General features: G+C 63.5%; 29 protein-coding genes. 7 read left to right on the top strand and 22 right to left on the bottom strand.

Translation table 11 applies throughout. From position 1 onward, the window contains the following. Positions 1–175 precede the first annotated feature (175 nt). On the bottom strand, positions 176–1,120 hold the full coding sequence (gene gshB, locus MJ639_RS16190; RefSeq protein WP_243374987.1) for a glutathione synthase: 945 nt from the start codon (positions 1,118–1,120) through the stop codon (positions 176–178). Between the two features lie 255 nt (positions 1,121–1,375). Here gshB and MJ639_RS16185 point away from each other — a divergent pair, with 255 nt between their 5' ends. Beyond that, a complete protein-coding gene (locus tag MJ639_RS16185; protein WP_243374985.1) occupies positions 1,376–2,245 on the top strand; it encodes a lipid kinase in 870 nt (289 codons plus the stop codon). 147 nt (positions 2,246–2,392) lie between these two features. On the opposite strand, the gene MJ639_RS17910 is transcribed toward MJ639_RS16185, so the two are convergent. Further along, positions 2,393–2,488, bottom strand: a complete 96-nt coding sequence (locus MJ639_RS17910; protein ID WP_423790812.1) for a YjiS-like domain-containing protein — start codon at positions 2,486–2,488, stop codon at positions 2,393–2,395. A 217-nt stretch (positions 2,489–2,705) separates the two neighbouring features. Here MJ639_RS17910 and MJ639_RS16180 point away from each other — a divergent pair, with 217 nt between their 5' ends. Further along, entirely contained in the window at positions 2,706–3,578 is an 873-nt protein-coding gene (locus MJ639_RS16180) for a LysR family transcriptional regulator (protein ID WP_243374983.1), read from the top strand. On the opposite strand, the gene MJ639_RS16175 is transcribed toward MJ639_RS16180, so the two are convergent. Both MJ639_RS16175 and rsmI read right to left on the bottom strand, forming a co-directional pair. Then, complete coding sequence (locus MJ639_RS16175; RefSeq protein WP_243374981.1) at positions 3,575–3,952, bottom strand: YraN family protein; 378 nt, start codon at positions 3,950–3,952, stop codon at positions 3,575–3,577. The genes MJ639_RS16180 and MJ639_RS16175 overlap by 4 nt on opposite strands. Further along, the gene (gene rsmI, locus MJ639_RS16170; protein ID WP_243374979.1) at positions 3,952–4,887 is read right to left on the bottom strand and encodes a 16S rRNA (cytidine(1402)-2'-O)-methyltransferase; all 936 of its coding nucleotides are present in this window, start codon (positions 4,885–4,887) and stop codon (positions 3,952–3,954) included. Before rsmI ends, MJ639_RS16175 begins: the two co-directional genes overlap by 1 nt. Positions 4,888–5,048: 161 nt before the next feature. Between rsmI and MJ639_RS16165 the strand changes: the two genes are divergently transcribed. Beyond that, positions 5,049–6,359, top strand: a complete 1,311-nt coding sequence (locus MJ639_RS16165) for a penicillin-binding protein activator (protein WP_243374977.1) — start codon at positions 5,049–5,051, stop codon at positions 6,357–6,359. Positions 6,360–6,498: 139 nt separating this feature from the next. Here MJ639_RS16165 and MJ639_RS16160 read toward each other — a convergent pair whose 3' ends face one another. From MJ639_RS16160 to MJ639_RS16145, 4 genes are read right to left on the bottom strand one after another with little or no spacing between them, the layout of a single operon-like run. Then, positions 6,499–7,011, bottom strand: a complete 513-nt coding sequence (locus MJ639_RS16160) for an OsmC family protein (RefSeq protein ID WP_243374976.1) — start codon at positions 7,009–7,011, stop codon at positions 6,499–6,501. Positions 7,012–7,028: 17 nt separating this feature from the next. Then, positions 7,029–7,817 carry an ABC transporter ATP-binding protein gene (locus tag MJ639_RS16155; RefSeq protein WP_243374975.1) on the bottom strand — a complete coding sequence of 263 codons (789 nt, stop codon included), beginning with the start codon at positions 7,815–7,817 and terminating at the stop codon, positions 7,029–7,031. Further along, the gene (locus tag MJ639_RS16150) at positions 7,817–8,671 is read right to left on the bottom strand and encodes an ABC transporter permease (RefSeq protein ID WP_243374973.1); all 855 of its coding nucleotides are present in this window, start codon (positions 8,669–8,671) and stop codon (positions 7,817–7,819) included. The genes MJ639_RS16155 and MJ639_RS16150 overlap by 1 nt, the downstream gene beginning before the upstream one ends. A gap of 23 nt (positions 8,672–8,694) precedes the next feature. After that, complete coding sequence (locus tag MJ639_RS16145) at positions 8,695–9,666, bottom strand: aliphatic sulfonate ABC transporter substrate-binding protein (protein ID WP_243374972.1); 972 nt, start codon at positions 9,664–9,666, stop codon at positions 8,695–8,697. 263 nt (positions 9,667–9,929) lie between these two features. On the opposite strand from MJ639_RS16145, the gene MJ639_RS16140 reads away from it, so the two are divergent. From MJ639_RS16140 to MJ639_RS16130, 3 genes are all read left to right on the top strand, one after another. After that, complete coding sequence (locus tag MJ639_RS16140; protein ID WP_243374971.1) at positions 9,930–12,680, top strand: [protein-PII] uridylyltransferase; 2,751 nt, start codon at positions 9,930–9,932, stop codon at positions 12,678–12,680. A gap of 61 nt (positions 12,681–12,741) precedes the next feature. Next, on the top strand, positions 12,742–13,356 hold the full coding sequence (gene grpE / locus MJ639_RS16135) for a nucleotide exchange factor GrpE (protein WP_243374970.1): 615 nt from the start codon (positions 12,742–12,744) through the stop codon (positions 13,354–13,356). A gap of 175 nt (positions 13,357–13,531) precedes the next feature. After that, positions 13,532–14,161, top strand: coding sequence for a trimeric intracellular cation channel family protein (locus MJ639_RS16130; RefSeq protein WP_423790811.1), 630 nt, complete (start codon positions 13,532–13,534; stop codon positions 14,159–14,161). Positions 14,162–14,164: 3 nt separating this feature from the next. On the opposite strand, the gene MJ639_RS16125 is transcribed toward MJ639_RS16130, so the two are convergent. The 14 genes from MJ639_RS16125 to MJ639_RS16060 form a co-directional block, all read right to left on the bottom strand. Then, a complete protein-coding gene (locus MJ639_RS16125; protein WP_243374968.1) occupies positions 14,165–15,103 on the bottom strand; it encodes a hypothetical protein in 939 nt (312 codons plus the stop codon). A 35-nt stretch (positions 15,104–15,138) separates the two neighbouring features. Further along, positions 15,139–15,759 (bottom strand): alpha-ketoglutarate-dependent dioxygenase AlkB family protein, encoded by a 621-nt coding sequence (locus tag MJ639_RS16120; RefSeq protein WP_243374966.1) that lies wholly within the window; start codon positions 15,757–15,759, stop codon positions 15,139–15,141. A gap of 1 nt (position 15,760) precedes the next feature. Beyond that, positions 15,761–16,378: a 2,3-bisphosphoglycerate-dependent phosphoglycerate mutase gene (locus MJ639_RS16115; RefSeq protein ID WP_243374965.1), complete on the bottom strand. Its 618-nt coding sequence runs from the start codon at positions 16,376–16,378 to the stop codon at positions 15,761–15,763. A gap of 33 nt (positions 16,379–16,411) precedes the next feature. Next, complete coding sequence (gene dapB, locus MJ639_RS16110) at positions 16,412–17,218, bottom strand: 4-hydroxy-tetrahydrodipicolinate reductase (protein WP_243375141.1); 807 nt, start codon at positions 17,216–17,218, stop codon at positions 16,412–16,414. A 76-nt stretch (positions 17,219–17,294) separates the two neighbouring features. Then, positions 17,295–17,600, bottom strand: a complete 306-nt coding sequence (locus tag MJ639_RS16105) for a DUF1330 domain-containing protein (protein ID WP_243374963.1) — start codon at positions 17,598–17,600, stop codon at positions 17,295–17,297. Then, entirely contained in the window at positions 17,600–17,890 is a 291-nt protein-coding gene (locus MJ639_RS16100) for a DUF1330 domain-containing protein (RefSeq protein WP_239351600.1), read from the bottom strand. Before MJ639_RS16100 ends, MJ639_RS16105 begins: the two co-directional genes overlap by 1 nt. A gap of 72 nt (positions 17,891–17,962) precedes the next feature. Further along, positions 17,963–18,760, bottom strand: a complete 798-nt coding sequence (blaOXA, locus tag MJ639_RS16095; protein WP_243374961.1) for a class D beta-lactamase — start codon at positions 18,758–18,760, stop codon at positions 17,963–17,965. Between the two features lie 184 nt (positions 18,761–18,944). Next, positions 18,945–19,679 (bottom strand): orotidine-5'-phosphate decarboxylase, encoded by a 735-nt coding sequence (gene pyrF, locus MJ639_RS16090; RefSeq protein WP_243374959.1) that lies wholly within the window; start codon positions 19,677–19,679, stop codon positions 18,945–18,947. Continuing rightward, positions 19,676–20,299, bottom strand: coding sequence for a class I SAM-dependent methyltransferase (locus MJ639_RS16085; RefSeq protein WP_243374957.1), 624 nt, complete (start codon positions 20,297–20,299; stop codon positions 19,676–19,678). The genes pyrF and MJ639_RS16085 overlap by 4 nt, the downstream gene beginning before the upstream one ends. A gap of 66 nt (positions 20,300–20,365) precedes the next feature. After that, positions 20,366–21,511: a molecular chaperone DnaJ gene (dnaJ, locus tag MJ639_RS16080; RefSeq protein ID WP_243374955.1), complete on the bottom strand. Its 1,146-nt coding sequence runs from the start codon at positions 21,509–21,511 to the stop codon at positions 20,366–20,368. Between the two features lie 177 nt (positions 21,512–21,688). Beyond that, a complete protein-coding gene (gene dnaK / locus MJ639_RS16075) occupies positions 21,689–23,605 on the bottom strand; it encodes a molecular chaperone DnaK (RefSeq protein WP_243374953.1) in 1,917 nt (638 codons plus the stop codon). A 281-nt stretch (positions 23,606–23,886) separates the two neighbouring features. After that, positions 23,887–24,795 carry a methylated-DNA--[protein]-cysteine S-methyltransferase gene (locus MJ639_RS16070; protein WP_243374951.1) on the bottom strand — a complete coding sequence of 303 codons (909 nt, stop codon included), beginning with the start codon at positions 24,793–24,795 and terminating at the stop codon, positions 23,887–23,889. A 71-nt stretch (positions 24,796–24,866) separates the two neighbouring features. Beyond that, entirely contained in the window at positions 24,867–25,220 is a 354-nt protein-coding gene (locus tag MJ639_RS16065; RefSeq protein ID WP_243374949.1) for a hypothetical protein, read from the bottom strand. A gap of 88 nt (positions 25,221–25,308) precedes the next feature. Beyond that, the gene (locus tag MJ639_RS16060; RefSeq protein ID WP_243374948.1) at positions 25,309–25,725 is read right to left on the bottom strand and encodes a MerR family transcriptional regulator; all 417 of its coding nucleotides are present in this window, start codon (positions 25,723–25,725) and stop codon (positions 25,309–25,311) included. Between the two features lie 70 nt (positions 25,726–25,795). Between MJ639_RS16060 and MJ639_RS16055 the strand changes: the two genes are divergently transcribed. Beyond that, positions 25,796–26,536, top strand: coding sequence for a cation efflux transmembrane domain-containing protein (locus MJ639_RS16055; RefSeq protein WP_243374946.1), 741 nt, complete (start codon positions 25,796–25,798; stop codon positions 26,534–26,536). Positions 26,537–26,853: the final 317 nt, after the last annotated feature.

Genomic DNA, 26,853 nt, shown 5'->3' with positions numbered 1-26,853 from the left:
GGGATCCATAAACACGATGGTTCGAAGAAGAGCATTACGGCTCTCATCCGCTTTACTCTGCATTGTCAGCGGATATGGATTCCCGCCTTCGCGGGAATGACAGCGTGAGGATCAAGCGCATTCTCGTCCGACGATCCCGGGTTCTGCTCCGCAGCCCCGGGATGACGCTTAAACGTTAGCGCTTCACCTTGCTTTCGATCGCATCCCACACCGTCACGGCGAGATCCGGCCCGCCGAGGCGCTTGATGGCGCGGATGCCTGTCGGCGCGGTCACGTTGATCTCGGTGAGATTGCCGTCGATCACGTCGATGCCGACCAGGATGAGGCCCATGCGCTTGAGATCGGGGCCGATGGTCTCGCAGATCTCGCGCTCGCGCGGCGTGAGGTCGGTGGGCTTTGCAGCACCGCCGCGCACCATGTTGGAGCGGATGTCGTTGGCCGCCGGAACGCGGTTGATCGCGCCCGCCGCCTCGCCGTCGATCAGGATGATGCGCTTGTCGCCTTCCGTGATCTTCGGCAGGAAGCGCTGGATCACCCAGGGCTCGCGGAAGAGGTTCGAGAAGAGATCGTAGAGCGAGCCGAAATTCGGATCTTCGCGTCCGACCTTGAACACGCTGGCACCGCCATGCCCGTAGAGCGGCTTCATCACCACATCGCCGTGCTCGCGGCGGAAATCCTCGATCTCCGCCTTGTCGCGCGAGATCAGCGTCGGCGGCATGAGATGGGGAAACTGCGTGACGAAAATCTTTTCCGGCGCGTTGCGCACATGTGTCGGGTTGTTCACCACGAGCGTCTTCGGGTGGATGCGCTCCAGGAAATGCGTGGCGGTGATGTAGGCAAGGTCGAAGGGCGGGTCCTGGCGCATGAGCACCACGTCGACGGTCGAGAGATCGACGCGCTCGGGCTCGCCCAATGTGAAATGGTTGCCCACCTCGTCGCGGACCTCAATGGGGTCGACCATCGCGATCACCTTGCCGTCGCGCAGCGACAGGCGGTCGGGGGTGTAGTGGAGAACCCGATGGCCCCGCCGTTGCGCTTCGAGCAGCAACGCAAAGCCCGTATCGCCTGCGATCTTGATGCTGTTGATGTGATCCATCTGGATCGCGACGGTGAGGGTCATTCTCTCGGCCTCCTAAGCATTTTCCGGCGAAGTGGTCCCGGTTCGCCATCGAGAAAATGCGGCACTGTTAGGACCGGAGCCGATGCCCTCTCGATGGCAACGGTTCCGGGAAGCGGGTTATTGGACTGTTTCTTCGAGAAGGCAACTCTTGCTCGACCGGAACGAACGAAAAAGAGGGTCGGGTGTTATCGAATAGCCTCGCTTCAGATTCCCGCACCCTTGTAGATAAGCTCAAGCTTCCACATCTGGTAGGTCATGTCACGCCGTGCCCTTCTCATCATCAATGCCAAGAGCCGAAGCGGCGAAGCCCAGGCGCAGGCGGCCATTGAGGCCCTCGAGTCGCACGGGATCGAGCCCGTTCAGCTGGAATGCGGCCGGCGGGAAGACCTGTCTCCCCTGATCGTGAAGCACCGTAACGAGGTGGATTGCGTCGTCGTCGGAGGTGGCGACGGAACGTTGAACGCGGCGGCTTTCGGGGTGATCGAGGCCGGATTGCCCCTCGGCATTCTGCCCCTGGGCACGGCGAACGACCTGGCGCGGACATTGGGCATCCCCTTCGATCTCGACGGGGCTGCGCGGGTGATTGCCGATGGCCAGACGCGCAAGATCGATCTGGGTGTCGTGAACGGCGAGCCGTTCTTCAACGTGGCGAGCCTCGGCCTGTCGGCGGAGCTGGCGCAGAAGCTGACGCGGGACATCAAGCGCCGCTTCGGGCGGCTCGGCTATGCGCTGGTGGCCATGAATGTTCTGGCCCATGCCAAGCCTTTCCGCGCAACGATCATGAGCGAAACCGAAAACGTGCGCGTGAGAACCTTGCAGATCGCTGTCGGCAACGGGCGCTTCTATGGTGGCGGCAACGCGGTGGAGAAGGACGCGGCCATCGACGACCAGCATCTCGATCTCTACAGCCTGGAATTCGAGCGCGCCTGGAAGCTCGCCTTCATGGCGCGCTCCTTCCGCCATGGCCAGCACGGAGCGTGGAGTGAGGTGCGCGCGATACGCGCCAAGGAATTCGACATCCGCACGAGACGACCAAGGCCGATCAATGCGGATGGCGAGATCGTGACGCAAACACCCGCGCATTTCTCCATCAGGCCCTGCGCGGTGACGGTGTTCGCGCCTTAGCGCATGCAACAAGACTGGCCTGAGCCTCACCCTGAGGAGCAGCCGCAGGCTGCGTCTCGAAGGGCGAGGCGTTTCCAGAAAGCACTGGAACCTCCTTCGAGACGGCGCTTAAGCGCCTCCTCAGGATGAGGGCTTCTTGAGGCATGCTCAGCAACGCCCATGTCGAACGGCATCCTCAATGTTGCCGGGTCCAAGGCCGATGTCATGGAGCATGGCATCGTCCAGGGAGGCGACCTCCCGCATGGCGCGGCGGAGGCGGATTTCCCGCATGACGGCTGAGAAAAGATTTTTCAGGACCGTTGGGCGAGCAGCCGGGGTTTCAAAGGTTTCGGTGCAGGTGTTCGAATAGGCCGACATGGCGCTCTCCTTGAGTTGATGGAGAGAGTATGGGTCGCCCCCTTGCATAAGTGAAACGAATGTTCATTATATCAAAAATAATGGATCGTTATGGAGATCGCCCATGCCCCATAATCTCGATGTCAGCCTTCTGAGAGCTTTCGTGGCCGTGGTGGATACCGGCGGCATGACGGCGGCAGCCGGGGTGCTCAACCTCACCCAGGCGGCGGTGAGCCAGCAGGTCAAGCGCCTGGAGGAGATGCTGGGCGAGGAACTGATCACCCGTGACCGGCGGGGCATGACATTGACCGGTGCGGGCGAGCGCCTGTTCGGGCGCGCCAAGCGCATGCTGGCCATGAACGACGAAATCTGGACCGAGATGACGACGCCCGAATTCGAGGGCGAGATCCGCCTCGGCATTCCGAGCGACATCATCACCACCTATCTGCCAACCTTCCTGAAGGATTTCGCGCGCACCTATCCGCGCGTGCAGATTTCGCTCGACAGCGGATCGAGCGCGGAATTGCGCGCGAAGCTCGCAAGCGGCAAGGTCGATATCGTGATGGCCACCGAACTCGCCTGCGACGCGGATGGCGAGAACCTCGTGATGGATCGTCTCGTCTGGGTCGGCGCGAAGGGGGGCGAAGCCGGGTGGAAACGCCCGCTGCCTGTTTCCATCGGCTGCTCCGATTGCGCGTTCCGCACGCCGATCCGCGAGGCCCTGCAGAAGGCGGGCATCGAGTGGCGCTCCGTGTTCGATTCCACCAACACCTCGGCTCAAGTCGCAACCATTGCCGCCGATACCGCCGTGATGGCGTGGATGGCCTCCACCGTGCCGCATGCGCTGGAAGTGCTGGGTCCCGATACGGGCCTGCCGCTGCTTCCGCCCTTCATGGTCAATCTCTACCTGCCGAAAGGCGGCGGCAATCACATCGTTCAGGAAATGGCGCGCTTCATTCGCGATGCGGTGCGCGATCCAAGGAAGATCGCGGCTTAAGAAATCTCAAGCTCGAAAGCCGACACGATGTGCTGCGGCCATCGTTTCGGTGCGATGAACACCGCATCCGCCCGCCATGTTTTTCCCTGCGCGCGCGGATTGCGCGACAACCATGATCGCGCTGCGCGTGAGAAGCGCTGGCGCTTGGTGGCGGTGATGGCGGAGAGCGCGTTGTCCATCAGCACGCGCGCCTTTACCTCGACAAAGGCGATGGTGTTGCCGCGTGCCATGATGAGATCGATCTCGCCGCCTGACGCCGCATAGCGGCGCGCGAGTGGGCGGTAGCCCTTCGCCATGAGAAACAGGAGCGCGATCCACTCGGCACGATGGCCGCGCAGAAACGTGGCACGCCGCCGTTCGAGAGCGGTCTTCATCAATCTTTCTTCGCAAGCTCGAGCGCGCGGGCATAGACTTCGCGCTTCGGCATGCCGAGTTCGGCGGCGACGATCGCCGCTGCATCTTTGATCGAATGGTTCTTGAGCGCCGCTTCCAGCTTGCCGTCGAGGGCCGCATCCGCTTCTGCCGCGTGCATCTCTTTCGTGGCCTCGCCGATCAGCACCACGATCTCGCCTTTCGGCGGGCCTTCCTCCGCGAATTGTGCGGCGAGTTCCGGCAGGGTGCCGCGCCGGATTGTCTCGAACATCTTCGTCAGTTCGCGCGCCACCACGGCCTGCCGCTCGCCCAGCACATCGGCTGCGTCGGCCAGCATTTCAGGCAAACGGTGCGGACCTTCGAACAGCATCAATGTGCCGGGGATGGAGCCAATCTCCTGAAGGCGTGCGCGTCGCGCGCCGCTTTTCGCAGGAAGAAAACCTTCAAAGAAGAAGCGGTCGGTGGGCAGGCCCGATGCGACGAGGGCGGTGAGCACGGCAGAGGGGCCGGGGATCGGCGTGACGGGCAGGCCTTCCTCGATGGCGGCCTGCACCAGCTTGTAGCCGGGATCGGAGACCAGCGGCGTGCCTGCATCCGACACGAGCGCCAGCGCCTGGCCTTCGCGGATGCGATGCACCATGCGCTCGCGAACCGCCTCATTGGAATGCTCGTGATAGGCCACCAGCGGCGTCGTGATGCCGTAATGGGCGAGCAGCGTCTTCGTCACCCGCGTATCCTCGGCGAGGATCGCATCGGCGGCGGCGAGCACGTTCAGCGCGCGGAAGGACACGTCCTGCAGATTGCCGATAGGCGTCGCGACCACGTAAAGGCCGGGGGTGAGGGGCTTCGCCTCGGCGGCGAGGCCGAAGGCGGTGAAGGTGGCGGCGCGCTCGCCCGGCTCGCGCCGGCGGGTCCGGTTGTCGATTCTCTGAGTCATTGCCCGTCACTTTTGCATGAACGCCCCGGCTTGCGAAAGCAGCCTTCGGGCTGTGAATGCCGGATCTTGGAAACAATGTTTACCTTTTAATGCCAAGATTGCTCCATGTCCGCCGAGCTGTTTCCAAAAGGGGGGTGGAGATGGCGTTCTGTTTCAGGACGATGGAAAAAGGCAAGGTGAGCCCAAAAGTGAACCCGTGGGCTCTGGCCGTTCTGCTGACCGGCGCTCTCGCGCTGTCCGGATGCGCGGGCTCGGGCTCTGCCCGACAACCGCGTAAGGCCAGCCGGCCCGCGCAGGCCTCCGCGTCCATCCCGCCTCGCTATTCCGCCGATGTCGGCAGCGGACCGGCCACGCCGGTGCGCGCTGAAATGCCTCCCGCGCAGGCACCCATGGCTCCCGCAAGGCCTGCCATGGGTGGCACGGCCATCGGCAACGGCCCCGTGAAAGTCGCGCTGATCCTGCCGCTCTCCGGATCCGGCCAGGGCGCGCTCGTCGCGCAGAGCATGCGCAATGCCGCAGAACTCGCGCTCGGTGATTTTCAGGACAGGCACCTCACCCTTCTCGTGAAGGACGATCGCGGCACGCCGGAAGGTGCGCAGGCCGCAGCCGATCAAGCGCTCAGCGAGGGCGCGCAGCTCATTCTCGGCCCGATCTTCGCAGGCTCCGTCCAGGCGGCGGGGCAAGTTGCGCAGCAGGCTGGCAAACCGATGATCGGTTTCTCCTCCGACAAGGCCGCCGCCGCGCAGGGCATCTATCTCTTGAGCTTCATGGTGCAGGCGGAGGTCGACCGCATCATCGCTTTCGCCGCCGCGCAGAACCGTCGCTCCATCGCGGCGCTTATTCCGGAAACGGCCTATGGCCGCGTGGCGGAGGCGCAGCTGCGTGAAGCGGCGGCCGAGAACGGCATTCGCGTCGTCTCCATCGAGCGCTATCCCGCAGGACAGCCGCAGAACGCCGTGCAGCGTCTCGCGCCGGTGATCGGCGGGCCGAATCCGCAGGCGCAAGCCCTGTTCATTCCCGATAACGGCGATGGATTGCCTGCGGTAGCGCAGGCTCTGCAGGCTGTCCGCTTCAATCCCCGGCAGGTGAAGCCCATCGGCACCGGCGTGTGGGATGAAGCGCGCGTGTATGGATTGCCGACGCTTCAGGGCGGCTGGTTCGCCGCGCCCGACAAGCGCGGCTTCATGGAGTTCGCAACACGCTACCGTGCGCGCTTCAACAGCGATCCGGTGCGTCTGGCTTCGCTCTCCTACGATGCGGTGACGCTCGCCGCCGCGCTTGCCCGCATGCAGGGACCGCAGGGCTTCAACGACAGCATTCTCACCAGTGCTGCGGGCTTTGCTGGCACGGACGGCGTGTTCCGCTTCAATCCGAACGGCACCAACGACCGCGCTCTGACCGTGCAAGAAGTGCGGGGCGGAGCGGCCGTGGTGATCAACGCCGCGCCGCGCACGCTGGTCGCGCAGAACTGATTGCATCGGTGTTAATCGCCAACATAGCCTCACCCTGAGGAGCGAGCTTGCTCGCGTCTCGAAGGGCGAGGTGTCTTCAGTGCTCTCTGGATCCTCCTTCGAGACGCCGCTTTGCGGCTCCTCAGGATGAGGACAGTGTTTATGACTTGAGCGTGAGCGTCGCGCTTAAGTTAGGCTTGTTGTTGAGAGTCTGGAACACCACGCAATAGCGTTCGGTCAGCTTGAGAAGCTGATCGATCTTCTCCTGCGGCGCATCGGTGTCCACCTCGAAGGAGAGGCGGATGTCGCTGAAGCCCACGGGCGCGGTCTTGTCGACGCCGAGCGTGCCGCGGAAATCGAGATCGCCCTCGGCCTTCACGGCACCGTGACGCAGTTCGATTTCGAGCGCGGTGGCGACGGCCTTCAGCGTCACGCCCGCGCAGGCGACGAGGGCTTCGAGCAGCATGTCGCCGGAACAGAGTTCAGCACCCGAGCCGCCGGTGGCAGGGTGCAGGCCCGCGACAGCAAGCGCACGGCCGGTCTCGACCTTGCAGGCGATGTGCTGGTCGTCCAGCGTGCCTTGTGCCTTGAGCGTGATGACGGCGGAATCGGGATTGCTGCGGTATTGATCCTTCAGCGGCGCTTGGAGGGCGCGCAGTTCGGTCGAGTCCATGATGCTTGTCCTTAGTTCTACCACCACAAAGCGGCAGCCTGACGGTCGCGTTCGCGCTGCGGCTGCTGGTGAGATGGCTTGAGGGAATGATCGAGCGCCGTCAAGACGCGGCGCACGGATGTCTCGAAGGGAAGGTCGGTCTTGTCGCGCGGACGCGAGAGCGTGAGCGGCAATTCGTCGAAGATGCGGCCGGGCTTCGGCTGCATCACCACCGCGCGGTCAGCGAGTGTCACCGCCTCCTGTACGTCGTGCGTGACGAGCACGACGGTGGGGCGCGTCTCCTCCCACAATCCGAGCAAATGCTCGTGCAGGCTCGCGCGGGTGAAGGCGTCGAGCGCCGAGAAAGGCTCGTCGAGCAGCAGCACCTTCGGATTCGTGACGAACGCGCGGGCAATCGCCACGCGCTGCTGCTGCCCGCCGGACAAATCGCGCGGCCAGCGCTTGGCATGTTCGATGAGGCCGATCTTCTCCAGCGCATGCGCGACGCGCTCTTTCCGCTCCGTGGCGCTGATATGATCGAGCCCGAAGGCGATGTTGTCGGAGACCGAGAGCCACGGTAGGAGGCGCGGTTCCTGGAACACGATGCCAACGGACGGATGCGGGCCGGAAAGCGCTTCGCCGTCGAGCTTGATCGCGCCGGTACTCGCTTGGTCGAGGCCGGCGATGAGGCGAAGCAGCGTAGTCTTGCCGCAGCCCGATCCGCCGATGAGCGAGACGATTTCGCCTTGGCGCACGGAGAGATTGATGTCGGACAGCGCGCGGGTGCCGTCGGCATAGGTCTTGGAGAGGTGTTCGAGTTCGAGCATCACAATCTCTCCCGCACAATATCCTGCCAGCGCACGAGTGGTTTCGTGCCAAGAACGAGCAGGCTGTCCGCGATCTTGCCGAGAAGCGCGAAGGCGATGATGGCGGCAAGAATCTGGTCGGGCTTGCCCATTTGCTGGCCGTCGACGAGCAGATAGCCGAGGCCCTCGGATGCACCCATGAATTCTGCGGCGACCACGAACATGAAGCCGAGGCCGAGGCCCGAACGCAAAGCAATCACCGCTTCAGGCAGAACGGCGGGCAGCAGGATGCGTCTTGCGAGCTGAACGCGCGAGAGGCGAAACACGTGGCCCACTTCCACGAGCTTGCGGTCAACGGAGAGAATCGCGCCCGCGATGCCGAGATAGACGGGGAAGAAGACGCCCACCGCGATGAGCGCCACTTTCGAGGCCTCGAAAATGCCGAGCCAGAGAATGAAGAGCGGCACCCACGCGATGGAGGGAATGGCGCGAAGCGCCTGCAAGGTCGGATCGAGAAGGCGGCGGATGGTTTCGCTGGAACCGGACAACGCGCCGAACACGATGCCTGCGACACCGCCGATGATGAAGCCGGTGAGCACGCGCCAGAGCGTCGCCCACACATGCGTCCAGAGTTCGCCTGTCTCGGCGAGCGCGAGAAGCGTCGCGAAGATGCGGCTCGGCGGCGGAACGAGGCGGCCTTGTGCAAGGCCGAACCGCACGGCTGCTTCCCAGAGAAGTGCCACGGCGATGGGCAATAAAAAGCCGAGAAGGATGCGCCAATCGAAGGCGCGTCGCTTCTCGGTGAGGGAAGGGGCCGCGAGAGCGGCGGCACCCTGTTGGGAGGACCAGGCGGAATTTGCGATTTCGCCTGACACGGCGCTCTCCCGTGGTGAAGTCATCAGCGTGATGCGGTCGCAAACTGACGGTCGATCAGTGCATCGACGGTCGCTTTCACATTGGCGTCAGCGGGCACCACGCCGGCCTGCTGCAGAGCAATGCCTGCCGCGAGGATCGTATCGGCCTGGGGCTGTCCGATGGTCGAGTGCGTGAGTTCCGTGCGCTGCAGCTGGCGCTCGATCACCGCTTCCGGCAGCTTGGTGTAGCTCACAAGAGCCTTCTTCAACTCGGCGGGATTGGCGAGGGCGTATTTGCGGGCTTCCTCATAAGCCTTCAGCACGCGGCCCACGAGAGCGGGGTTATCCTTCGCGAAGGTCTCCGACACGTTCAGCACGCCCCAGGTATTCGCTTCCGCCTTGCGGTAGAAGAGCTGCGCGCCGCTCTCCACCTCGGCCGCCGCCATCAGCGGATCGAGACCGGCCCAGGCATCCACGTCGCCGCGCTCGAGGGCGGTGCGTCCATCCGGATGCTGCAGCAGGACGAGCTTCACGTCCTTCTCTGTGAGCTTGGCTTCCTGAAGGGCGCGCACAAGGAAGATGTGCGGATCGGTGCCGCGGGTCACGGCGACGCGCTTGCCCTTCAAATCCTCGACCTTGGCGATGCCCGTATCCTTGCGGGTCACGAGCGCCGTCCATTCGGGGCGAGAATAGACATAGATCGACTTGATCGGGTTGCCGTTGATCTTGGCGATGAGAGCGGCGGCACCGGCGGTGGAGCCGAAATCGAGCGAGCCCGCATTCAGGAATTCGAGCGCCTTGTTGGAGCCCAGCGACTGAACCCAGCGAATGGAGATGCCGTCCTTCTCCAGTTCCTTCTCCAGGAAGCCCTTGTCCTTGAGGACGAGGCTCACCGGGTTGTAGGTGGCGAAGTCGATCTTGATCTCCTTCGGCTGCGCAACGGCGCCGGAGGCGAGCACGGTCAGGCCGGCGGAGACGACGGAAGCGGCGAGGAGGAGGCGATGGGTCAGGCTCATGTCTCAGTTCCCATATTTGGCGCATGGGAGCTGGACAGATAAAGTCCTTGAGGCGCCCAACGCTTTAGCTGCACTTGTTTCGCGCCCGCAAGCTGATTGCTCAAATCGGCGCGTGTTCTTTATATAGAACGGAGAGTTTCTTCCGTCAAACAGAATTTCTTATAAAGAACAATCTATCCGTCTTGGCGGATTAGTCCAGTCCGCCCTTGGGGGGAGGCTCCCAGGGTGATAAGCCAGAACGGACCGCTCACTATGGTTGTTTCATGCCGCTCCAGAACCCTGACGAAATCCTGAAGATTCTCGGCGATAAGCCTCTGCGCGATGCGGGGGAGCTGAGATCCAGGCTCGTGCCCGAACTCAAGCGCTATCTGGAGGAGGGCAGGGCCAAGGCGGAGCAGCAGCTGCTCGACACGCAGGACGGCCTCGTCTGCGCCAAGTATCTCTCCACCCACATGGACGATCTGGTGCGCCTCGTTCACGACGCGGTCGTGCGCCACCTCTATCCCGCCGATAACCCGTCCTCTGGCGAGCGCATCGCCGTGGTGGCGACAGGCGGTTACGGACGTGGCACGCTGGCGCCCGGCTCGGATGTCGATCTCCTGTTCCTGCTTCCCTACAAGCAGACCGCCTGGAGCGAGAGCGTCGTGGAAGCGATGCTCTACGTGCTATGGGACCTGAAGCTGAAGGTCGGCCACGCCACGCGCTCGGTGGAGGATTGCATCCGCGAGGCGAATGCGGACATGACGATCCGCACCTCGTTGCTCGAAGCGCGCTTCCTCTTCGGCGACCGCGCGCTCTTTGACGATCTGGTCAAGCGGTTCGATTCCGAGATCGTCGCGCTCTCGCCCGCGGAATTCGTGGATGCGAAACTGAAGGAGCGCGACGCGCGCGTGGTGAAGGCCGGTGCATCGCGCTATCTCGTCGAGCCCAATGTGAAGGACGGCAAGGGCGGTCTTCGCGATCTCAACACGCTCTTCTGGATCGGCAAATACGTCTATCAGGTGAAGAACCCGAAGGATCTGGTGAAGGCTGGCCTCTTCACGCCCGAGGAGTTCAAGCTCTTCCGGCGCTGCGACGAGTTCTTGTGGCGTGTGCGCTGCCATATGCATTTCGCCACGGGCCGCGCGGAGGAGCGTCTGACCTTTGATCTCCAGCGCGTTATCGCCGAGCGCATCGGCTTCGTGCCGCGCGGCGGTCTCTCGGCGGTGGAGCGCTTCATGAAGGCCTATTTCCTCATCGCGAAGGATGTGGGCGATCTCACTGCCATCGTCTGCGCCGAACTCGAAGCGCGCCAGACGAAGAAACGGCCCATGCTCGACCGCGTGCTCGGACGTTTCCGCCGCCGTCGCGGCGGTGCGCTCGCGGGCAACGACTTCATCATCGACAACAACCGCATCAACGTGAAAAGCGAAGAGGTTTTCGCGAACGATCCGGTCAACCTCATCCGCCTGTTCTGGCTGGCGGACCGGCATAATCTCGCGATCCATCCCGATGCGACGCGTCTTGCCACGCGCTCCCTCAAGCTCATCGGCCAGAGTCTGCGCAACGATGCGGAGGCGAACCGGCTTTTTCTCGACATCATCACATCGAAGAATGCGCCGGAGGTGGTGCTGCGCCGCATGAACGAGGCGGGCGTCATCGGGCGCTTCATTCCCGATTTCGGGCGCATCGTCGCGATGATGCAGTTCAACATGTATCACCATTATACGGTGGACGAGCATCTGCTCCGTTCCACCGGCGTGCTCACGGAAATCGAGGCGGGCCAACTCGGCAACGAGCATCCGCTGGCCAATCAGATCTTCGGGACGATCCAGAACCGCCGCGCGCTCTATGTCGCCGTGTTCCTGCACGACATCGCGAAGGGACGCCCGGAAGATCATTCGATCGCGGGCGCCGTCATCGCGCGCAAGCTCGGGCCGCGTTTCGGGTTGACGGACGCGGAAACCGATACGGTCGCCTGGCTCGTCGAACATCACCTGCTCATGTCGAACACCGCGCAGAGCCGCGATCTGTCGGACCCCGCCACCATCAAGAGTTTCGCCGAGGTGGTGCAGACTATGGAGCGCTTGAAGCTCCTGCTCGTGCTCACCATCGCCGACATTAAGGCCGTTGGTCCCGGCACCTGGACGGGCTGGAAAGGCCAGCTTCTGCGCACGCTCTATTACGAGACCGAGGTGCTGCTCGGCGGCGGCGCGGCGGATGTGGCGCGCTCGGATCGCGTGCGTTTCGCGCAGGAAGAATTGCGCAAGGCGCTCCCCAATTGGTCGGACAAGGAATTCGAGGATTATGCGGCCCGTCATACGCCGGCTTATTGGCTGAAGACCGACGAAGAGCGCCGTGTGAAGCAGGCGCATTTCGTGCAATCCGCCGACAAGGCGGGGCGCACGGTGACCACGTCCTACGAGACGGACCATTTCAGGGGCGTGACCGAATTCACCGTCCTCTCGCCCGACCATCCGCGCCTCCTCGCCATCGTCACCGGCGCGTGCGCGGCGGCGGGCGGCAACATCGTGGATGCGCAGATCTTCACGACGACGGACGGCATGGCGCTCGACACCATCGTGCTCTCCCGCGCCTTCGACCGGGACGAGGACGAGCTGCGCCGCGCGGAGCGCGTGGCGAAAGCCATCGAGCGGGCGCTCAAGGGCGAGGTGAAGATCGCCGATCTTGTGGAGAGCAGAAAGCCGTCGAAGAGCTCCTCCAAGGCGTTCCATGTGCCGCCGGAGGTCAACATCGACAACTCGCTGTCGAGCCGCCAGACGGTGATCGAGGTGTCGGGCCTCGACAGGCCGGGCCTGCTCTACGATCTCACCACGGCGCTCGGAAAGCTCAACCTCAACATCGCCTCTGCGCACATCGTAACCTTCGGCGAAAAGGCCGTGGACGTGTTCTATGTAACGGACCTGACCGGCACCAAGGTGACCCATGCGGGCCGCCAGGCCACGATCCGCCGCACCCTGCTTGACGTGTTCAAGACTGAGGAAGCTGAGCCGTTGCAGCGGCGAAGCGCTTGATTTGTGATCGCTTCGACCTGATATGTGCCCTGAACCTTTCCCCTATCTCTGATTGATCGACATGAACCCGAACGATACGGACAACCAGACCACGAATCCCCAGACCGAGGCTGCCAACGGTGCCGACAACCAGGCTGCCGCTGAGGCTCAAGCCGATCCGGTGGCCGTTCTCGAGGCTGAGAAGGCCGATCTGAAGGACAAGCTCTTGCGCCTCATGGCCGACATGGAGAACCTGCGCCGCCGCACCGAGCGCGAAGTGGCCGACGCCCGCACCTATGCGGTGGCCAATTTCGCCCGCGACATGCTGAACGTGGCGGACAACGTGCGCCGCGCCATCGAGAGCGTGCCGGAGGAGGCCAAGGCCTCAGCCGAGGGCGCCTTCAAGGGGCTCATCGACGGCATCGACCTCACCGAGCGCGACCTGCTCAAGACCCTCGAGCGTCACGGCGTGAAGAAGCTCGACCCTGAAGGCCAGAAGTTCGATCCGAACGTGCACCAAGCCATGTTCGAAGTGCCGAATCCTGACGTGCCGAACGGCACCGTGGTGCAGGTGGTGCAGTCCGGTTACGTGATCGGCGATCGCGTGCTGCGCCCGGCGCTCGTAGGCGTCGCCAAAGGCGGCCCCAAGGCGCCCGCGAACGGCGAGACGACGGACAATCCTTCCTCCGCCTCGTAAATTTCAATAAGCGACCTCAGCGCCCGTCATCACCGGCCTTGTGCCGGTGATTCCGATCGTTAGAGTGCGGCGTCATTCCGAAGCGGGATGGCCGGGACAAGCCCGGCCATGACGGGGAGGAGAGTCATTCGCGCCCTCGCAAGGGGGCAGACAAAGCCTGGACGCCGCCGTGGAAATCCTTCAGCACATTCCCTTCGAGGCCATCGGCGTCGCCGTCTTCGCGCTCACAGGCGCATTGATGGCGGCTCGCAAGGGCATGGACCCGTTCGGCTTCGCGCTGCTTGCCACGCTCACAGGCGTGGGCGGTGGGACCGTGCGTGACCTGCTCATCGGCATCAGGCCGGTCTTCTGGGTCGGCGATCCCAGGGATGTGCTGGTCTGTCTCGTCGTGGCCGAGGTGGTGTTTGCGCTCGGGCCTAAGCGCGTGGCCGCGCTCGAGGGCGGGCGGCGGGGCCGCGTGTTGCTCTGGGCCGACGCTCTGGGGCTCGCCCTGTTCTGCATCACCGGCACGGCGAAGGCCTTGGCCGCGGGCGTTCCGGCTCTCTCGGCCATCGCGCTCGGCACCATCACCGCCACCTTCGGCGGCATCATCCGGGACATTTTCGCGGGCACCACGCCGCTCGTGCTGCGGCAGGAAATCTACGTGACGGCGGCAGCGCTCGGCGCCGCAGTCGCGGTGACCCTGCAGGTGATCGGCATTCCTTTGGCCTGGGCTGCGGCGGCGGGCTTTGCCGCCGCCTTCACCTTGAGGGCCTTCGCCATCCTGCGCGGATGGTCGCTGCCCGCCTTCCCGACCCGGGAATAGCCTTCAGAAATTCGTCTCGACGCCGTCCGCGATGGTGCGGAAGCGCGGCAGGTTCTGGTCCCGCTGCTCCTCGCGGGTCAGGCCCACCATGCGCACATAGCGGTCGTTGTCGAAGCGGATCGATTGCATCACCACGATCGGCTGGCCGGATTCGGCCTCCACCGCCTTGGCGACGATTTCGTGCCAGTCCTGGCCCTTCAGGCGGAAGGCCTCGGACCGCTCGATGCGGATATCCTTGAGAACCTGATTGGAAAAGAGAGCCTCGCGCGCGAACCGCGTGCGCAATTCACCAGGGGGCGGTGCGGGCTGCAGCGAGGCCGCGAGAATCATCATCGGTTGTTCCAGGGCCTTGATCGTGTCCTTGGGCCCATCGGTGAACAGCACGGAATTGCCAGCCATGACGCGCACGGGCCTGAAACCCGCCTTCTCGCCAACGCGGAAGGGTAGGGCGGAAACCTTCTCGTCGAGGGACACGTCATCGCGCAGGGCAACGCTTTTCAGCGCGCCGACCATCTGCGCGTCGCTATACCCGTCCTTGCCACCGAGAACCTGCGCCACCACGAGGCCCGTCATGTCCTTGTCCTGGACCAGAAGGAGCCATTTGCGGCCGGCCTCGGGCTTCGTCATGGTGCCGCTGATGAGAATGCCGCTCTTGGAGCCGAGCTTCACGCTCTCCCGGGCCTTCATCTCCAGCCCCTGCTTCTTCAGCGCCTCCTTGGTGAGGTTGGAGGAGAGCTGACCGAAGGCCTGGGGCGGCATCTCCGTCAGGGTGATCGCCGCCGCGCGCTCCTCGTTCTCGAAACCGCTGAAGCGCTTGGAGATCATCATCTCCTGCGGCGGAATCATGCCGATCCGCGAGGCGGGCGGAAACAGGGGCTCGACGGCAAAGGCCGCCTGAGCGGACAAAATGAAACCGAATGCGGCTGCGGACAGGGCTTTCATGCGGATTCCCCTTGAGCGTTTTATCTAATGTGAGGCTAAAGCGGCTTCTCTACCTTGCGCAAGGTAAGATTAAGGCGGCCACCCTGCGGCAGCAGGTCCGATGATCCTGGAATGAGCCGGTCGATGCCATGATGGATCAGGCGCGCGGGGCCGCCGAATACGATGGCATCGCCTGACTTGAGACGGATCGAGCGGGTCGGATCCTTCCGCTCCAATCCGCCATAGCGGAACAGGGCCGTGTCGCCGAGCGAGAGCGAGACCACGGGCGCATCGAACTCCTCCTCGTCCTTGTCCTGATGCAGGCCCATGCGTGCGGAGGGTTCGTAGAAATTGATCAGGCAGGCATCGGGCGGATGCGGATAGCCGCTCATCGCCGTCCAGGCCTGCATCACCTGATCCGGCATGACGGGCCAGGGCTCGCCCGTCTCGGGGTGCATCGGCTGGTAGCGATAGCCGTCGATGTCCGACACCCAGCCGAGCCGCCCGCAATTGGTCATGCGCACCGAAAACGGTTTTCCGGTGCGCGGCATGCGCGGCGTGTAGAGAGGCGCGGCTCGCGTGATCTCGCGCAAGGATTGCAAAAGCTGCTCCTGGGCCTGACGGTCCAGATAATCCGGGTAATAGACGAGCCCAGGAGCCAGCGTGATCGCGGTCAAATCAGCCCAGCACCTTCTTGTCGGCGACCGTGGTGTCGGCGTTGAGCTTGTAGACGAGCGGAACGCCGGTCGCGAGTTCGAGGCTCGGGATCGTCTCGGAGGTCAGGCCGTCGAGCACCATCACGAGGGCGCGCAGCGAATTGCCGTGGGCGGCCACCAGCACGCGCTCGCCCTTCATCACGCGGGGGAGGATCTCGCGGATGTAGTAGGGCAGCACGCGAGCCACCGTGTCCTTCAGGCTCTCGCCGCCGGGAGGCGGCACGTCGTAGGAGCGGCGCCACACATGCACCTGCTCCTCGCCCCAGCGGGCGCGGGCATCGTCCTTGTTGAGGCCGGAGAGATCGCCGTAATCGCGCTCGTTGAGCGCCACATCCGCGATGGTCTTGAGATCAGGCTGGCCGATCTCTTCCAGGATCAGCTTGCAGGTGCGCTGGGCGCGGCCGAGAGCGGAGGTGTAGGCCACATCGAACTGCACGCCCATGTCCTTCAGGCGGCGGCCCGCATTGCGCGCCTCCTCGATGCCGAGATCGGTGAGCCCAGGGTCCTTCCAGCCCGTGAACAGATTCTTCAGGTTCCATTCGCTCTGGCCGTGGCGGGCAAGCACAAGAAGGCGATCCATGTCTTTAGCGTCTCCGTAATATTGATGGATGTCTTAGAGATCGTTGAGGCCGAGCACATCGGCCATGGTGTAATAACCTGGCTTCTTGTCGAAGCCCCAGAGCGCAGCCTTCACCGCGCCGCGCGCGAAGACGCTGCGGTCCTCGGCCTTGTGCGACAGCTCCAGGCGTTCGCCTTGACCTGCGAAGATCACTGAGTGGTCGCCCACCACAGAGCCGCCGCGCAACGTGGCAAAGCCGATATCGCCGGGAACGCGCGCGCCGGTATGTCCGTCGCGGCTCTTCACCGAGCGCTCTTTCAGGGAAATCTCGCGGCCTTCCGCAGCAGCCTCACCGAGAAGAAGCGCCGTACCGGAGGGCGCATCCACCTTCATGCGGTGATGCATTTCGAGAATCTCGATGTCGAAATCCTCGCCAAGCGTCGCAGCCACCTTGCGCACGAGGCCCGCGAGCAGGTTCACGCCGAGCGACATGTTGCCGGATTGGACGATGCGCGCATGACGTGCGGCCGCTTCGAGCTTCGTGAAATCCTCTTCGGCCAAGCCCGTGGTGCCGATCACGTGGACGATGCGGGCCTGAGCCGCGAGCGCTGCAAACGAAACCGTCCCGGCGGGAGAGGTGAAATCGAGTACGCCGTCGGCCTGGGCGAAGATGGGCAGGGGGTCGGCTGTCACGCTCACGCCGAGCGGCGAGAGCCCTGCGAGCATGCCCGCATCCTGGCCGAGTGCAGGAGAGCCCTCACGCTCGATGGCGCCCACGAGACGGCAGCCCTGCGCTTCGGCCACGGCCTTGATGAGCATGCGCCCCATGCGCCCGGCGGCGCCTACCACGACGAGTCGCATCTCGCTCATGCCCGGTCTCCTGTTACCTGCGCAAGGCATATAGCTGCCTTGCGCCCTTCTGAGAAGCGCAGGAGCCTTAGCCCGGCTGCGGACCCTCGTAACCTTCAATGATGATGATGTCGGCGACAGCATGGCCGTCGCGCTCGGCCTTGGCGGCCTGGTACTCGGGGGAATCCCAGCAGGCCACAGCTGCCTCGTATGAAGGGAATTCGATCACCACGTTGCGGGCGCGGGCGTCGCCTTCGGCCACGCGATAGCTGCCGCCGCGCACCAGGAACTTCGCGCCGAACTTGGCAAAAGGCACCGCATTGGCCTTCACGTAGTTCTGGTAAGCATCCGGGTTCGACACATCGACCCGGCCGATCCAATAGGCCTTCGCCATTATTCCGCTCCTTCCACGAGAACGAACTCCGCCACGCAGGCACCATCGCGCTTGGCCTTGGCAGCCTGGTATTCGGGGGAATTGTAATAGGTGCGGGCCTGCTCGACGGAATCGAACTCGATCACCACGTTGCGGGCCCGGGCCTCGCCCTCCAGCGCCTCATAGGCGCCGCCGCGCACCAGCGGGCGTCCGCCATATTGCTTGATCGCCGCCGTCGCGCCCTTGGCATATTCGGCATAAGCCTCCGGATTGGTGACGGTAACGCGAGCGATGACGTAGCCTTTGGGCATGGGGACTTCCTTTTTGTAACGGGTGTGCAGCGAAGCCCGACAGGCGCGATGCGTCAAGGCGCAAGATGCGAATTATTCCTTGGCGAGCGCAGGCAGCTCAGCCAGCAGGCTGTCCCGGGCTCTGAAGCTGGCGACGGAATTTTCCTTCCGCTCATCGCGGATCAGCCGCGCGAAAAGGATGGTCCTCTTGCCTTTCGTCGCCCAGCCCACAAACCAGCCGAATTGCCTGGAGCGGTCGAAGGCGCCATCCCGCAGCGGCTGGAAACCGGTGCCGGTCTTGCCATAGGCCGTCCAGCCGTCAGCGAGGAGGAAGATCGGCATGATCGCGCGCGTCTTCTCATGGGCTTCTTGCGAGACCGGGAGCTGGCCTTTGAGAAAGCGATCGAGAAACGCGATCTGCTCGACGGGCGAGATCTGCAGCGAGGACGCGCTCAGCCACGAGCGTGTGAGGCCGTTGGCCTTGCCCTTGTCGCCGCTGACATCGCGATTGCCGTAATTGAGGGCATCGACATAGTGCGCGAAACGCTCCGCTCCCAATTGGCCCGTCAGAACCTGCGAATACCAGAGAACGGAATCCCGCAGCCAGGAGTGCGGAGTCGTGGTTCTTTTCCAGACCGTGTTCCACGCAGCGTATTCGGGCTTGTAGGGCCAGGCGGGATCGCTCTCGCTTTTGAGAATACCCGCATCGAAGCCCATGAGGCTCAAGGGAAACTTGAAGGTGGAAGCCGGAGAACTGCGGCGCTCGCAATCGCCTTCCTTCTTGAGGATGCGGTTCGTGCCGAATTCCATGACGATCGTGCAGGTATCGGCGAAAGCCTGACTGCCGACGAGTAGAAAGGCGCATGAGAGAAGTAATTGGGTGAAGCGCATCGAAGGCCCCTTAAAGACTGACGCATCGGTTATTGCGCGTGTTCCCTCTCCCGTGTGGGAGAGGGGCAGGGGTGAGGGTTGTGCCCTTTCCGGAAATGGCATTCCCTCACCCGGAGCTGCCCTCCGACCTCTCCCGCCCGGGAGAGGTTAAACCCGCGTTTTATTCTATTTCGGTGAGAGAGGCTTACGCCGCCGCGATTTCCTGCACGATGGCCTCTGCCGCCGCGCGAGGATCGTCTGCTTTCACGATGGGACGCCCGACGACGAGATGATTGGCGCCGAGCCGAATGCCTTCCGCTGGTGTGACGATGCGCTTCTGGTCGCCCGCATCCGCACCTGCGGGACGAATGCCCGGCGTCACGATGAGGCGGTTGCGGCCGATGATCGAGCGCACGCGTTGCGCTTCCGTCGCTGCGCAGACGATGCCGTCGATACCGATATCGCGCGCCTGCTCCGCACGCTTGGCGACGAGCTCCGCCGCAGGCACGGGCGCATAGCCTGCGTCCACGAGATCGCTGTCGTCGTAAGAAGTGAGCACGGTAACGGCGAGGATCTTGAGATCAGATCCCGCCTTGCCCGCAACAGCACCGCGCATGGTTTGCGGATAGGCATGCACGGTGAGGAACGTCACGCCCATGCGCGCGATGGAGCGCACGCCGGCTTCCACCGTGTTGCCGATGTCATGCAGTTTCAGGTCGAGAAAAACCTTCTTGCCCTGACCGATCAATTCGCGCGCGAATTCGATGCCGCCCGCGTAGCCCAGCTGATAGCCGATCTTGTAGAAGGTCGCCGCATCGCCGATGCGCGACACGATGGAGCGTGCTTCCTCGACGCTTGGAACATCGAGACCGATGATGAGCCTGTCACGGATGTCTCCCCCGGAATTGGATTGAAGGGCGGGAGACGAACCGTTGCTCATGGATGATCGACCTTGTTGTAGACCCAGACGCGGGCAGGGGGGAGGTTGCGCCAGATGCGGTTGGACGCTTTTGTCTTGTAGGCGTCGGACCGCGACGGGATCGGCGGCACGACGGCATAGGTGAACTGGATGAAGGGCGCGCCTGGGTTCATGAGCGTCTGCGCAGCCTCGAGCAGATCGAGGCGCTGGTCCATGGGCTTGGTGAAGAGCGGCAGGCTCGACACGGTGGCGGCCGCAGGCTCCTTCAGGATGCCGGACAATGTCTCTGTGAGATCGTAGGCATCGCCCTGGATGATCGTCGCCTTCGGGAAACGGCGTTTCAGGAGGCGGCAGAATTCCGGATTGAACTCGACGAGGATCAGGCGTTCCTGCTCGATGCCGCGCCGGATGAGGGCATCGGTCACCGGTCCCGTGCCGGGGCCCAGCTCGATGACGGGTCCCGGAATGCGGGGGTCGACATAGGACGCCATGGTCCGCGCCAGGATCTTGCCTGAGGGCGTGATCGCGCCGATGGCGAGAGGGCGTTCGAGCCACGAGCGCAGGAATCGCGCCTCGTCCTGAAAGCGATCTTTCTTGAAGGGGCTTTTCCGGGTCGTAGGCCGTTGGAACGACTGAAGCACTGGGAAGACCCCTCAAACGGGCGGATCACACGGGTTGTTTATGGCTTAATAGAACCGGCGGTCAAGTTAGCTTGAGCCGCCGAGACCATCGAGAAATTCCCGGAAACGCGAGAAAAAGCCCGAGCTTTCCGGGTGGTTCTCCTTCGAGCATTCCCTGTCGAACTCCTCAAGAAGCTCGCGCTGGCGCTTGGTGAGCTTCTGCGGCGTTTCCACAACAACCTGGATGTAGAGGTCGCCCACATCGCGGGAGCGCAGCACCGGCATGCCCTTGCCCTTCAGGCGGAACTGCTTGCCGGTCTGGGTGCCTTCGGGAACCTTCACGAGGGCCTCGGTGCCGCCGAGCGTCGGCACGCTGAACTCGCCGCCCAGCGCTGCCGAGACCAGGGAGATCGGCACGCGGCAGAACAGGTCCGCCCCATCGCGCTGGAAGAACGGATGGGGTTTGAGCGACAGGAAGATGTAGAGGTCGCCCGAGGGTCCGCCGCGCAGGCCCGCCTCGCCTTCGCCCGCGAGACGAATGCGCGTGCCGTCCTCGACGCCCGCCGGAATGTTGACGGAGAGCGTGCGCTCGCGCGTGACGCGGCCAGCACCGCCGCAGGAGCCGCAGGGATCGTCGATCACCTCACCGCGTCCATGGCAGTTCGGGCAGGTGCGCTCGATGGAGAAGAAGCCTTGCGTCGCGCGCACGCGGCCCGCGCCGCCGCAGGTGGGGCAGGTCTTGGGCTTCGAGCCCGGCTTCGCGCCGGAGCCCGAGCACGCTTCGCAGGTGATGGCTGTGGGGATCTTCAGTTCGGCATTCTTGCCGTGGAAGGCCTCGTCCAGCGTGATCTCGAGATTGTAGCGCATGTCCGCGCCGCGCTCGCGACCGGTCGTGGCCCGGCCTCTTCCGCGTCCGCCTGCATCGCCGAAGAAATTCTCGAAGATGTCCGACATGAAATCGGAGAAATCGCCGTTGAAGCCCGCGCCGCCCGCACCCGGTCCGCCATTGGCGAAAGCCGCATGGCCGTAGCGGTCGTAAGCCGCGCGCTTCTGGCCGTCGGAGAGCGTCTGATAGGCTTCGTTGAGTTCCTTGAACTTGACTTCCGCCTCGTGGTCGCCCGGATTGCGGTCCGGGTGATATTGCATCGCGAGCTTGCGGAAGGCGGATTTCATCTCCGCCTCAGACGCGGTCTTCGCAACGCCAAGAACCTCGTAGTAATCGCGCTTGGACATATCAGGCGCCCCTCGGAGCAAAGCATGGCTCCGTCATGCCGCCGACCAGACCCTGGCGCTTGAATGCATCGTAACGATTGGTCGAATGATCGGTCATTGTTGTTTAAAGCCGTTTCACGAAAACGGCACCCGGCCATGAAAACCGGGTGCCGAACTCGTCAGAGAATGCGCATCGTTTTAAGCGCGCTTCTTCTTGTCGTCTTCGTCGACTTCCTGGAAGTCGGCGTCGATGACGTCATCCTTCTTAGGCTCTTCGCCCTCGGCCTGCTCGCCGCCTTCGCCAGCATTGGCTTGAGCTGCGTACATGGCCTCACCGAGCTTCATGGAAGCCTGCATCAGGTCCGTGGTGCGGGCCTTGATGACTTCCGGGTCCTCGCCGGCAAGCGCTTGGCGAAGCGCGTCGATGGCGGTGGTGATGCCCTGCTTGTCGGACTCGGAGACCTTGTCGCCGTACTCGGTGAGCGACTTCTCCGTGGCGTGAACGAGGCTCTCGCCCTGGTTCTTCGCCTCCACGAGTTCGCGGCGCTTCTTGTCTTCCTCGGCGTGAGCCTCGGCGTCCTTCACCATCTTCTCTATGTCGGCATCCGACAGACCGCCGGAAGCCTGGATGCGGATCTGGTGCTCCTTGCCGGTGGCCTTGTCCTTCGCGGTAACGTTCACGATGCCGTTCGCATCGATGTCGAAGGTCACTTCGATCTGCGGCACGCCGCGCGGTGCGGGCGGAATGCCGACAAGATCGAACTGGCCGAGCAGCTTGTTGTCCGCCGCCATTTCGCGCTCGCCCTGAAAGACGCGGATCGTCACCGCATTCTGGTTGTCTTCCGCGGTCGAGAAGACCTGGCTCTTCTTCGTCGGGATCGTGGTGTTGCGCTCGATGAGGCGCGTGAACACGCCGCCGAGCGTCTCGATGCCGAGCGAGAGCGGGGTCACGTCGAGAAGCAGCACGTCCTTCACGTCGCCCTGGAGCACGCCCGCCTGGATCGCGGCGCCGATGGCCACGACCTCATCCGGGTTCACGCCCTTGTGGGGCTCCTTGCCGAAGAAGTTCTTCACCACTTCCTGGATCTTCGGCATGCGGGTCATGCCGCCGACCAGAACCACCTCGTCGATGTCGCCGGGGTTGATGCCGGCATCCTTGAGGGCCTTGCGGCAGGGCTCGATGGTCTTCTGCACGAGATCGTCCACGAGCTGCTCGAACTTGGCGCGCGAGAGCTTGAGGGCGAGGTGCTTCGGACCGGAAGCATCAGCCGTGATGTAGGGCAGGTTGATTTCGGTCTGGGCAGCCGAGGACAGCTCGATCTTCGCCTTCTCGGCGGCTTCCTTAAGACGCTGAAGGGCGAGCTTGTCCTTGGTCAGGTCGATGCCCTGCTCCTTCTTGAACTCTGCCGCGAGGTACTCGACGAGGCGCATGTCGAAATCTTCACCGCCGAGGAAGGTGTCACCGTTGGTGGACTTCACCTCGAACACGCCGTCGCCGATCTCGAGCACGGACACGTCGAAGGTGCCGCCGCCGAGATCGTAGACTGCGATCATGCCGGACTGCTTCTTGTCGAGGCCATAGGCCAGAGCAGCAGCGGTCGGCTCGTTGATGATGCGCAGAACCTCGAGGCCCGCGATCTTGCCCGCGTCCTTCGTGGCCTGACGCTGGGCGTCGTTGAAGTAAGCGGGAACCGTGATGACGGCCTGCGTCACCGGCTGGCCGAGATGGGCCTCCGCGGTTTCCTTCATCTTCTGGAGCGTGAAGGCCGAGATCTGGGAAGGCGAATAGGTCTTGCCGTCGGCTTCCACCCAGGCGTCGCCGTTGCCGCCCTTCACGATGTGATACGGAACGAGGCCCATGTCCTTCTGGGTCATGGGGTCGTTGAAGGTGCGCCCGATCAGGCGCTTGATGGCGAAGAACGTGCGCGACGGGTTCGTGACCGCCTGGCGCTTGGCCGGCTGGCCGACGAGGCGCTCGCCTTCGTCCGTGAAGGCCACGATGGACGGGGTCGTCCGGGTGCCTTCCGAGTTTTCGATAACTTTGGGCGTCGTGCCTTCCATGACAGCGACGCAGGAATTGGTGGTGCCGAGGTCGATACCAATGACCTTACCCATGGCGGGATCCCTCACTTTCAAGCAGACCGCCGAGCCCCGAAGCGGCCCGGCCCATGGCTGATACGTTGATGACTAAAACAGGTCCGCCCCCAGTCGAGGTTTCCCTGCTGGCGCTGATATAAGAAGGGGCTTCGAGCGCCGCAAGACGATCTTGAGGGGTTGTTTGACGGGAAAGTATCGGAACCGTCTCCGTTGCAGGGTTGCAACGGAGACGTAAAACGCAGGCCTAGCCTTATAGGGATGGCCGGGACAAGCCTGGCCATGACGAGGGGCGAGTAACCCTAAGGCGCATCGGCGCCCAAGCCGCGCCCCGCTTCCCAGCCCAAGATCGCCTGCTTGCGGGTCAGCCCCCAATGGTAGCCGGTGAGCGCGCCGGAGCGGCCGAGCACCCGGTGGCAGGGGACGACGAAGGAGACTGGGTTCTTGCCCACCGCCGCGCCCACGGCCCGGCAGGCGGCGGGTTTGCCGATATGGCGGGCGATATCGGAATAGGTGGTGGCCTTGTCGCGCGGGATGCGCAGCAGGGTCTGCCAGACGCGCACCTCGAAATCGGTGCCGATCAGCACGACCCGTAGCGGCTGCTCCGCCTGCCATTGCGACGGATTGAAGATGCGCCGCGCGAGCGGGGCGGTGGCGGCCACGTCTTCTACGTACTGTGCCTTCGGCCAGCGGCGGGTCATGTCGGCCAGTGCCGCCTGCCGGTCGCCATCGTCCACGAAGCCGAGGCCCGCAAGGCCCCGTTCGGTCGCGATCAGGATCGCCTCGCCGAAGGGGGAGGGATGGAAGCCGTAGCGCATGGTTAGGCCCGAACCACCCGCCTTGTAATCGCCCGGCGTCATGGCCTCGTGCGTCACGAAGAGATCGTGCAGCCGCGCGGGCCCCGAGAGTCCGAGTTCGTAGGTGGCGTCGAGCACGCTGGCTGAATCGGCGAGAAGCGCCTTGGCGTTGTCCAGGGTGATCGCCTGCAGGAAGGCCTTGGGCGAAAGGCCAGACCAGCGCCGGAAGAGATGGTGCACATGAGTGGTGGAGAGCCCCACATGGTCCGCAATCGCCTCCAATGAGGGCTGCTCGCGCCAGCGCTCCGAAATGAACGCGATGATCCGGCGCACGCGCTCGTAATCGGCCTGGGGCTCCTCCGGCTGGATGAGTTCAGCGGGTTCGATGATGATGTCGCGCAAGGTATTGAGCATGGCGTATTCCTCTTGTGAGCACTCTAAGAGGTTTGCCAGAGGGGCAACACCCGATTTCTGTGATTGCTCTTTTACTGCGTGCTGAACTGAATGCGCATCAACTTCCAGTCCCGGTAGCGGGAAGCCAGTTCTTTCGAGATCTTGAACGGGGTGCACTCGTCGATGGCGCGCAACGCCGCTTCAGCGGTGATGGAATAAGGCTGGCCACGGATCACTTCGGGCTTGTGCATCAGCGCCCCATTCGGCTTCAGGCGCAGTTCGACAACAACAGGCTCGGCGCCCCGCACTTCTGCCGGGAGAGCGTAGCAGGCGCTGACTTGCTGTTGGAATATCGGGATCAGATCACTCCGATCCTGTGCCTCGGCAACAGGGCTCGATAGGCTGAATGCCGCTAACGAGAGCGTTAATATTGCGAGGCGGCTCATGAGGTGTCCTTGTGTCGAAGTTGGGCACCCAGACACTCTTATGAAACAGTATTCCAAAGAGCAATAATGGATCGAGCGCCCGTGTACCTCAGTGACGCTCATGTTCGCATTGGCTGTGATCGGCCAACACCTGGATCACGCGGCATTCGCCCACGCGGCCGTGGCTGCATTCCTCGACCATGTGCTGCAGCTCAGCCCGCAGGGCCGTCAGCTGGTCGATGCGCCGCTCCACCTCCGCCATGTGGCGGCGGGCGATGGCGTCGGCCTCCGCGCAGGATTGATCGGGCTTTTCGCTGAGCTGCAGCAATTCGCGAATGGCCTCGACCTCGAAGCCGAGCTCGCGCGCATGGCGGATGAAGTTGAGACGGGAGGCCTCGTCCACTCCATAACGCCTCTGCTTTCCCTCTGTCCGCGGCGCCAAGGGCATCAGGCCGATCTGCTCGTAATAGCGGATGGTCGGCACCTTCACGCCTGTGCGGCGGGACAATTCTCCGATCGACAACATTTTTCGCTTGAACCTCTAGTCGCTGGAGATTGTAGGCTCCATCGCGACTCAAAGAAAAGAGGATATCGCGATGGCGGATGCCTGCTGCTCGAACAACTCCCATGCTCATGATCACGCGCATTCGCACGCCTCCGATGCTCATGAGAGAAAAGAGGACCATGCGGCCTGCGGGTGCCATGGCGGCGTGCCGGTCTTCGACGGCGTCGATCCGCGCTACAAGCTCGTCCTCTGGATCGTCATCGCCCTCAACGGAGCGATGTTCCTGGTGGAGATGATCGCGGGCCGTCTCGCGGGCTCCCAGGCGCTTCAGGCGGATGCGCTCGACTTCCTGGGCGATACCGTCACTTACGGCCTGAGCCTCGCGGTGATCGGCTTGAGCCTGCGGGCGCGCGCCACGGCGGCTTTGTTCAAGGGTATCTCTCTAAGCCTCATGGCACTCTGGGTCTTCGGCTCGACGATCTATCAGACGCTTATTCTCGGCCTGCCGCAGGCGGAGCTGATGGGCAGCATCGGCTTCATGGCGCTCGCCGCCAACCTGGCTTCGGTGCTGCTGCTCATGCGCTACAAGGATGGCGATGCGAATGTGCGTTCCGTCTGGCTCTGCTCGCGCAACGATGCCATCGGCAACGTGGTCGTGATGGTCGCAGCGCTCGGCGTCTGGGGAACGGCGACAGCCTGGCCGGACCTGATCGTGGCGGCGCTGATGGCAGGGCTGTTCCTGACATCCTCGGTGCAAATTCTACGGCAGGCTTGGCAGGAGTTCAGGGCTGGAGGAGCGGAAGCGTTGGCTCATTCCTCGCACGCTCATTAGCTGCGCTTCACACCACGTCATCCCGGGGCTGCGGAGCAGAACCCGGGATGACGTGGTGTGTATGGAGCGGGATCATCACCTCTCCTTGAGGGAGAGGTCGGACCGTTAGGTCCGGGTGAGGGGTTACAGGTCCATCCGGAGAGGTCTCACCCCCTCACCCTCGCTGCGCTCGACCTCTCCCACTCGGGAGAGGTATTCCAGCGCCTCATCTGGCTCACGATCCCGGCTCGGCTATGCCGTCCGGGATGACGGCCTGTGGATCATGTTCCTCTTTTGTTCTTGACAAAAGTCCTCTCTCATGGCTAAGGTTGCCCGGT

The organism is Microvirga solisilvae, assembly GCF_022808595.1.
Taxonomy (GTDB): Bacteria; Pseudomonadota; Alphaproteobacteria; order Rhizobiales; family Beijerinckiaceae; genus Microvirga; species Microvirga solisilvae.
This window is presented reverse-complemented; position numbering and strand designations above follow the sequence as displayed.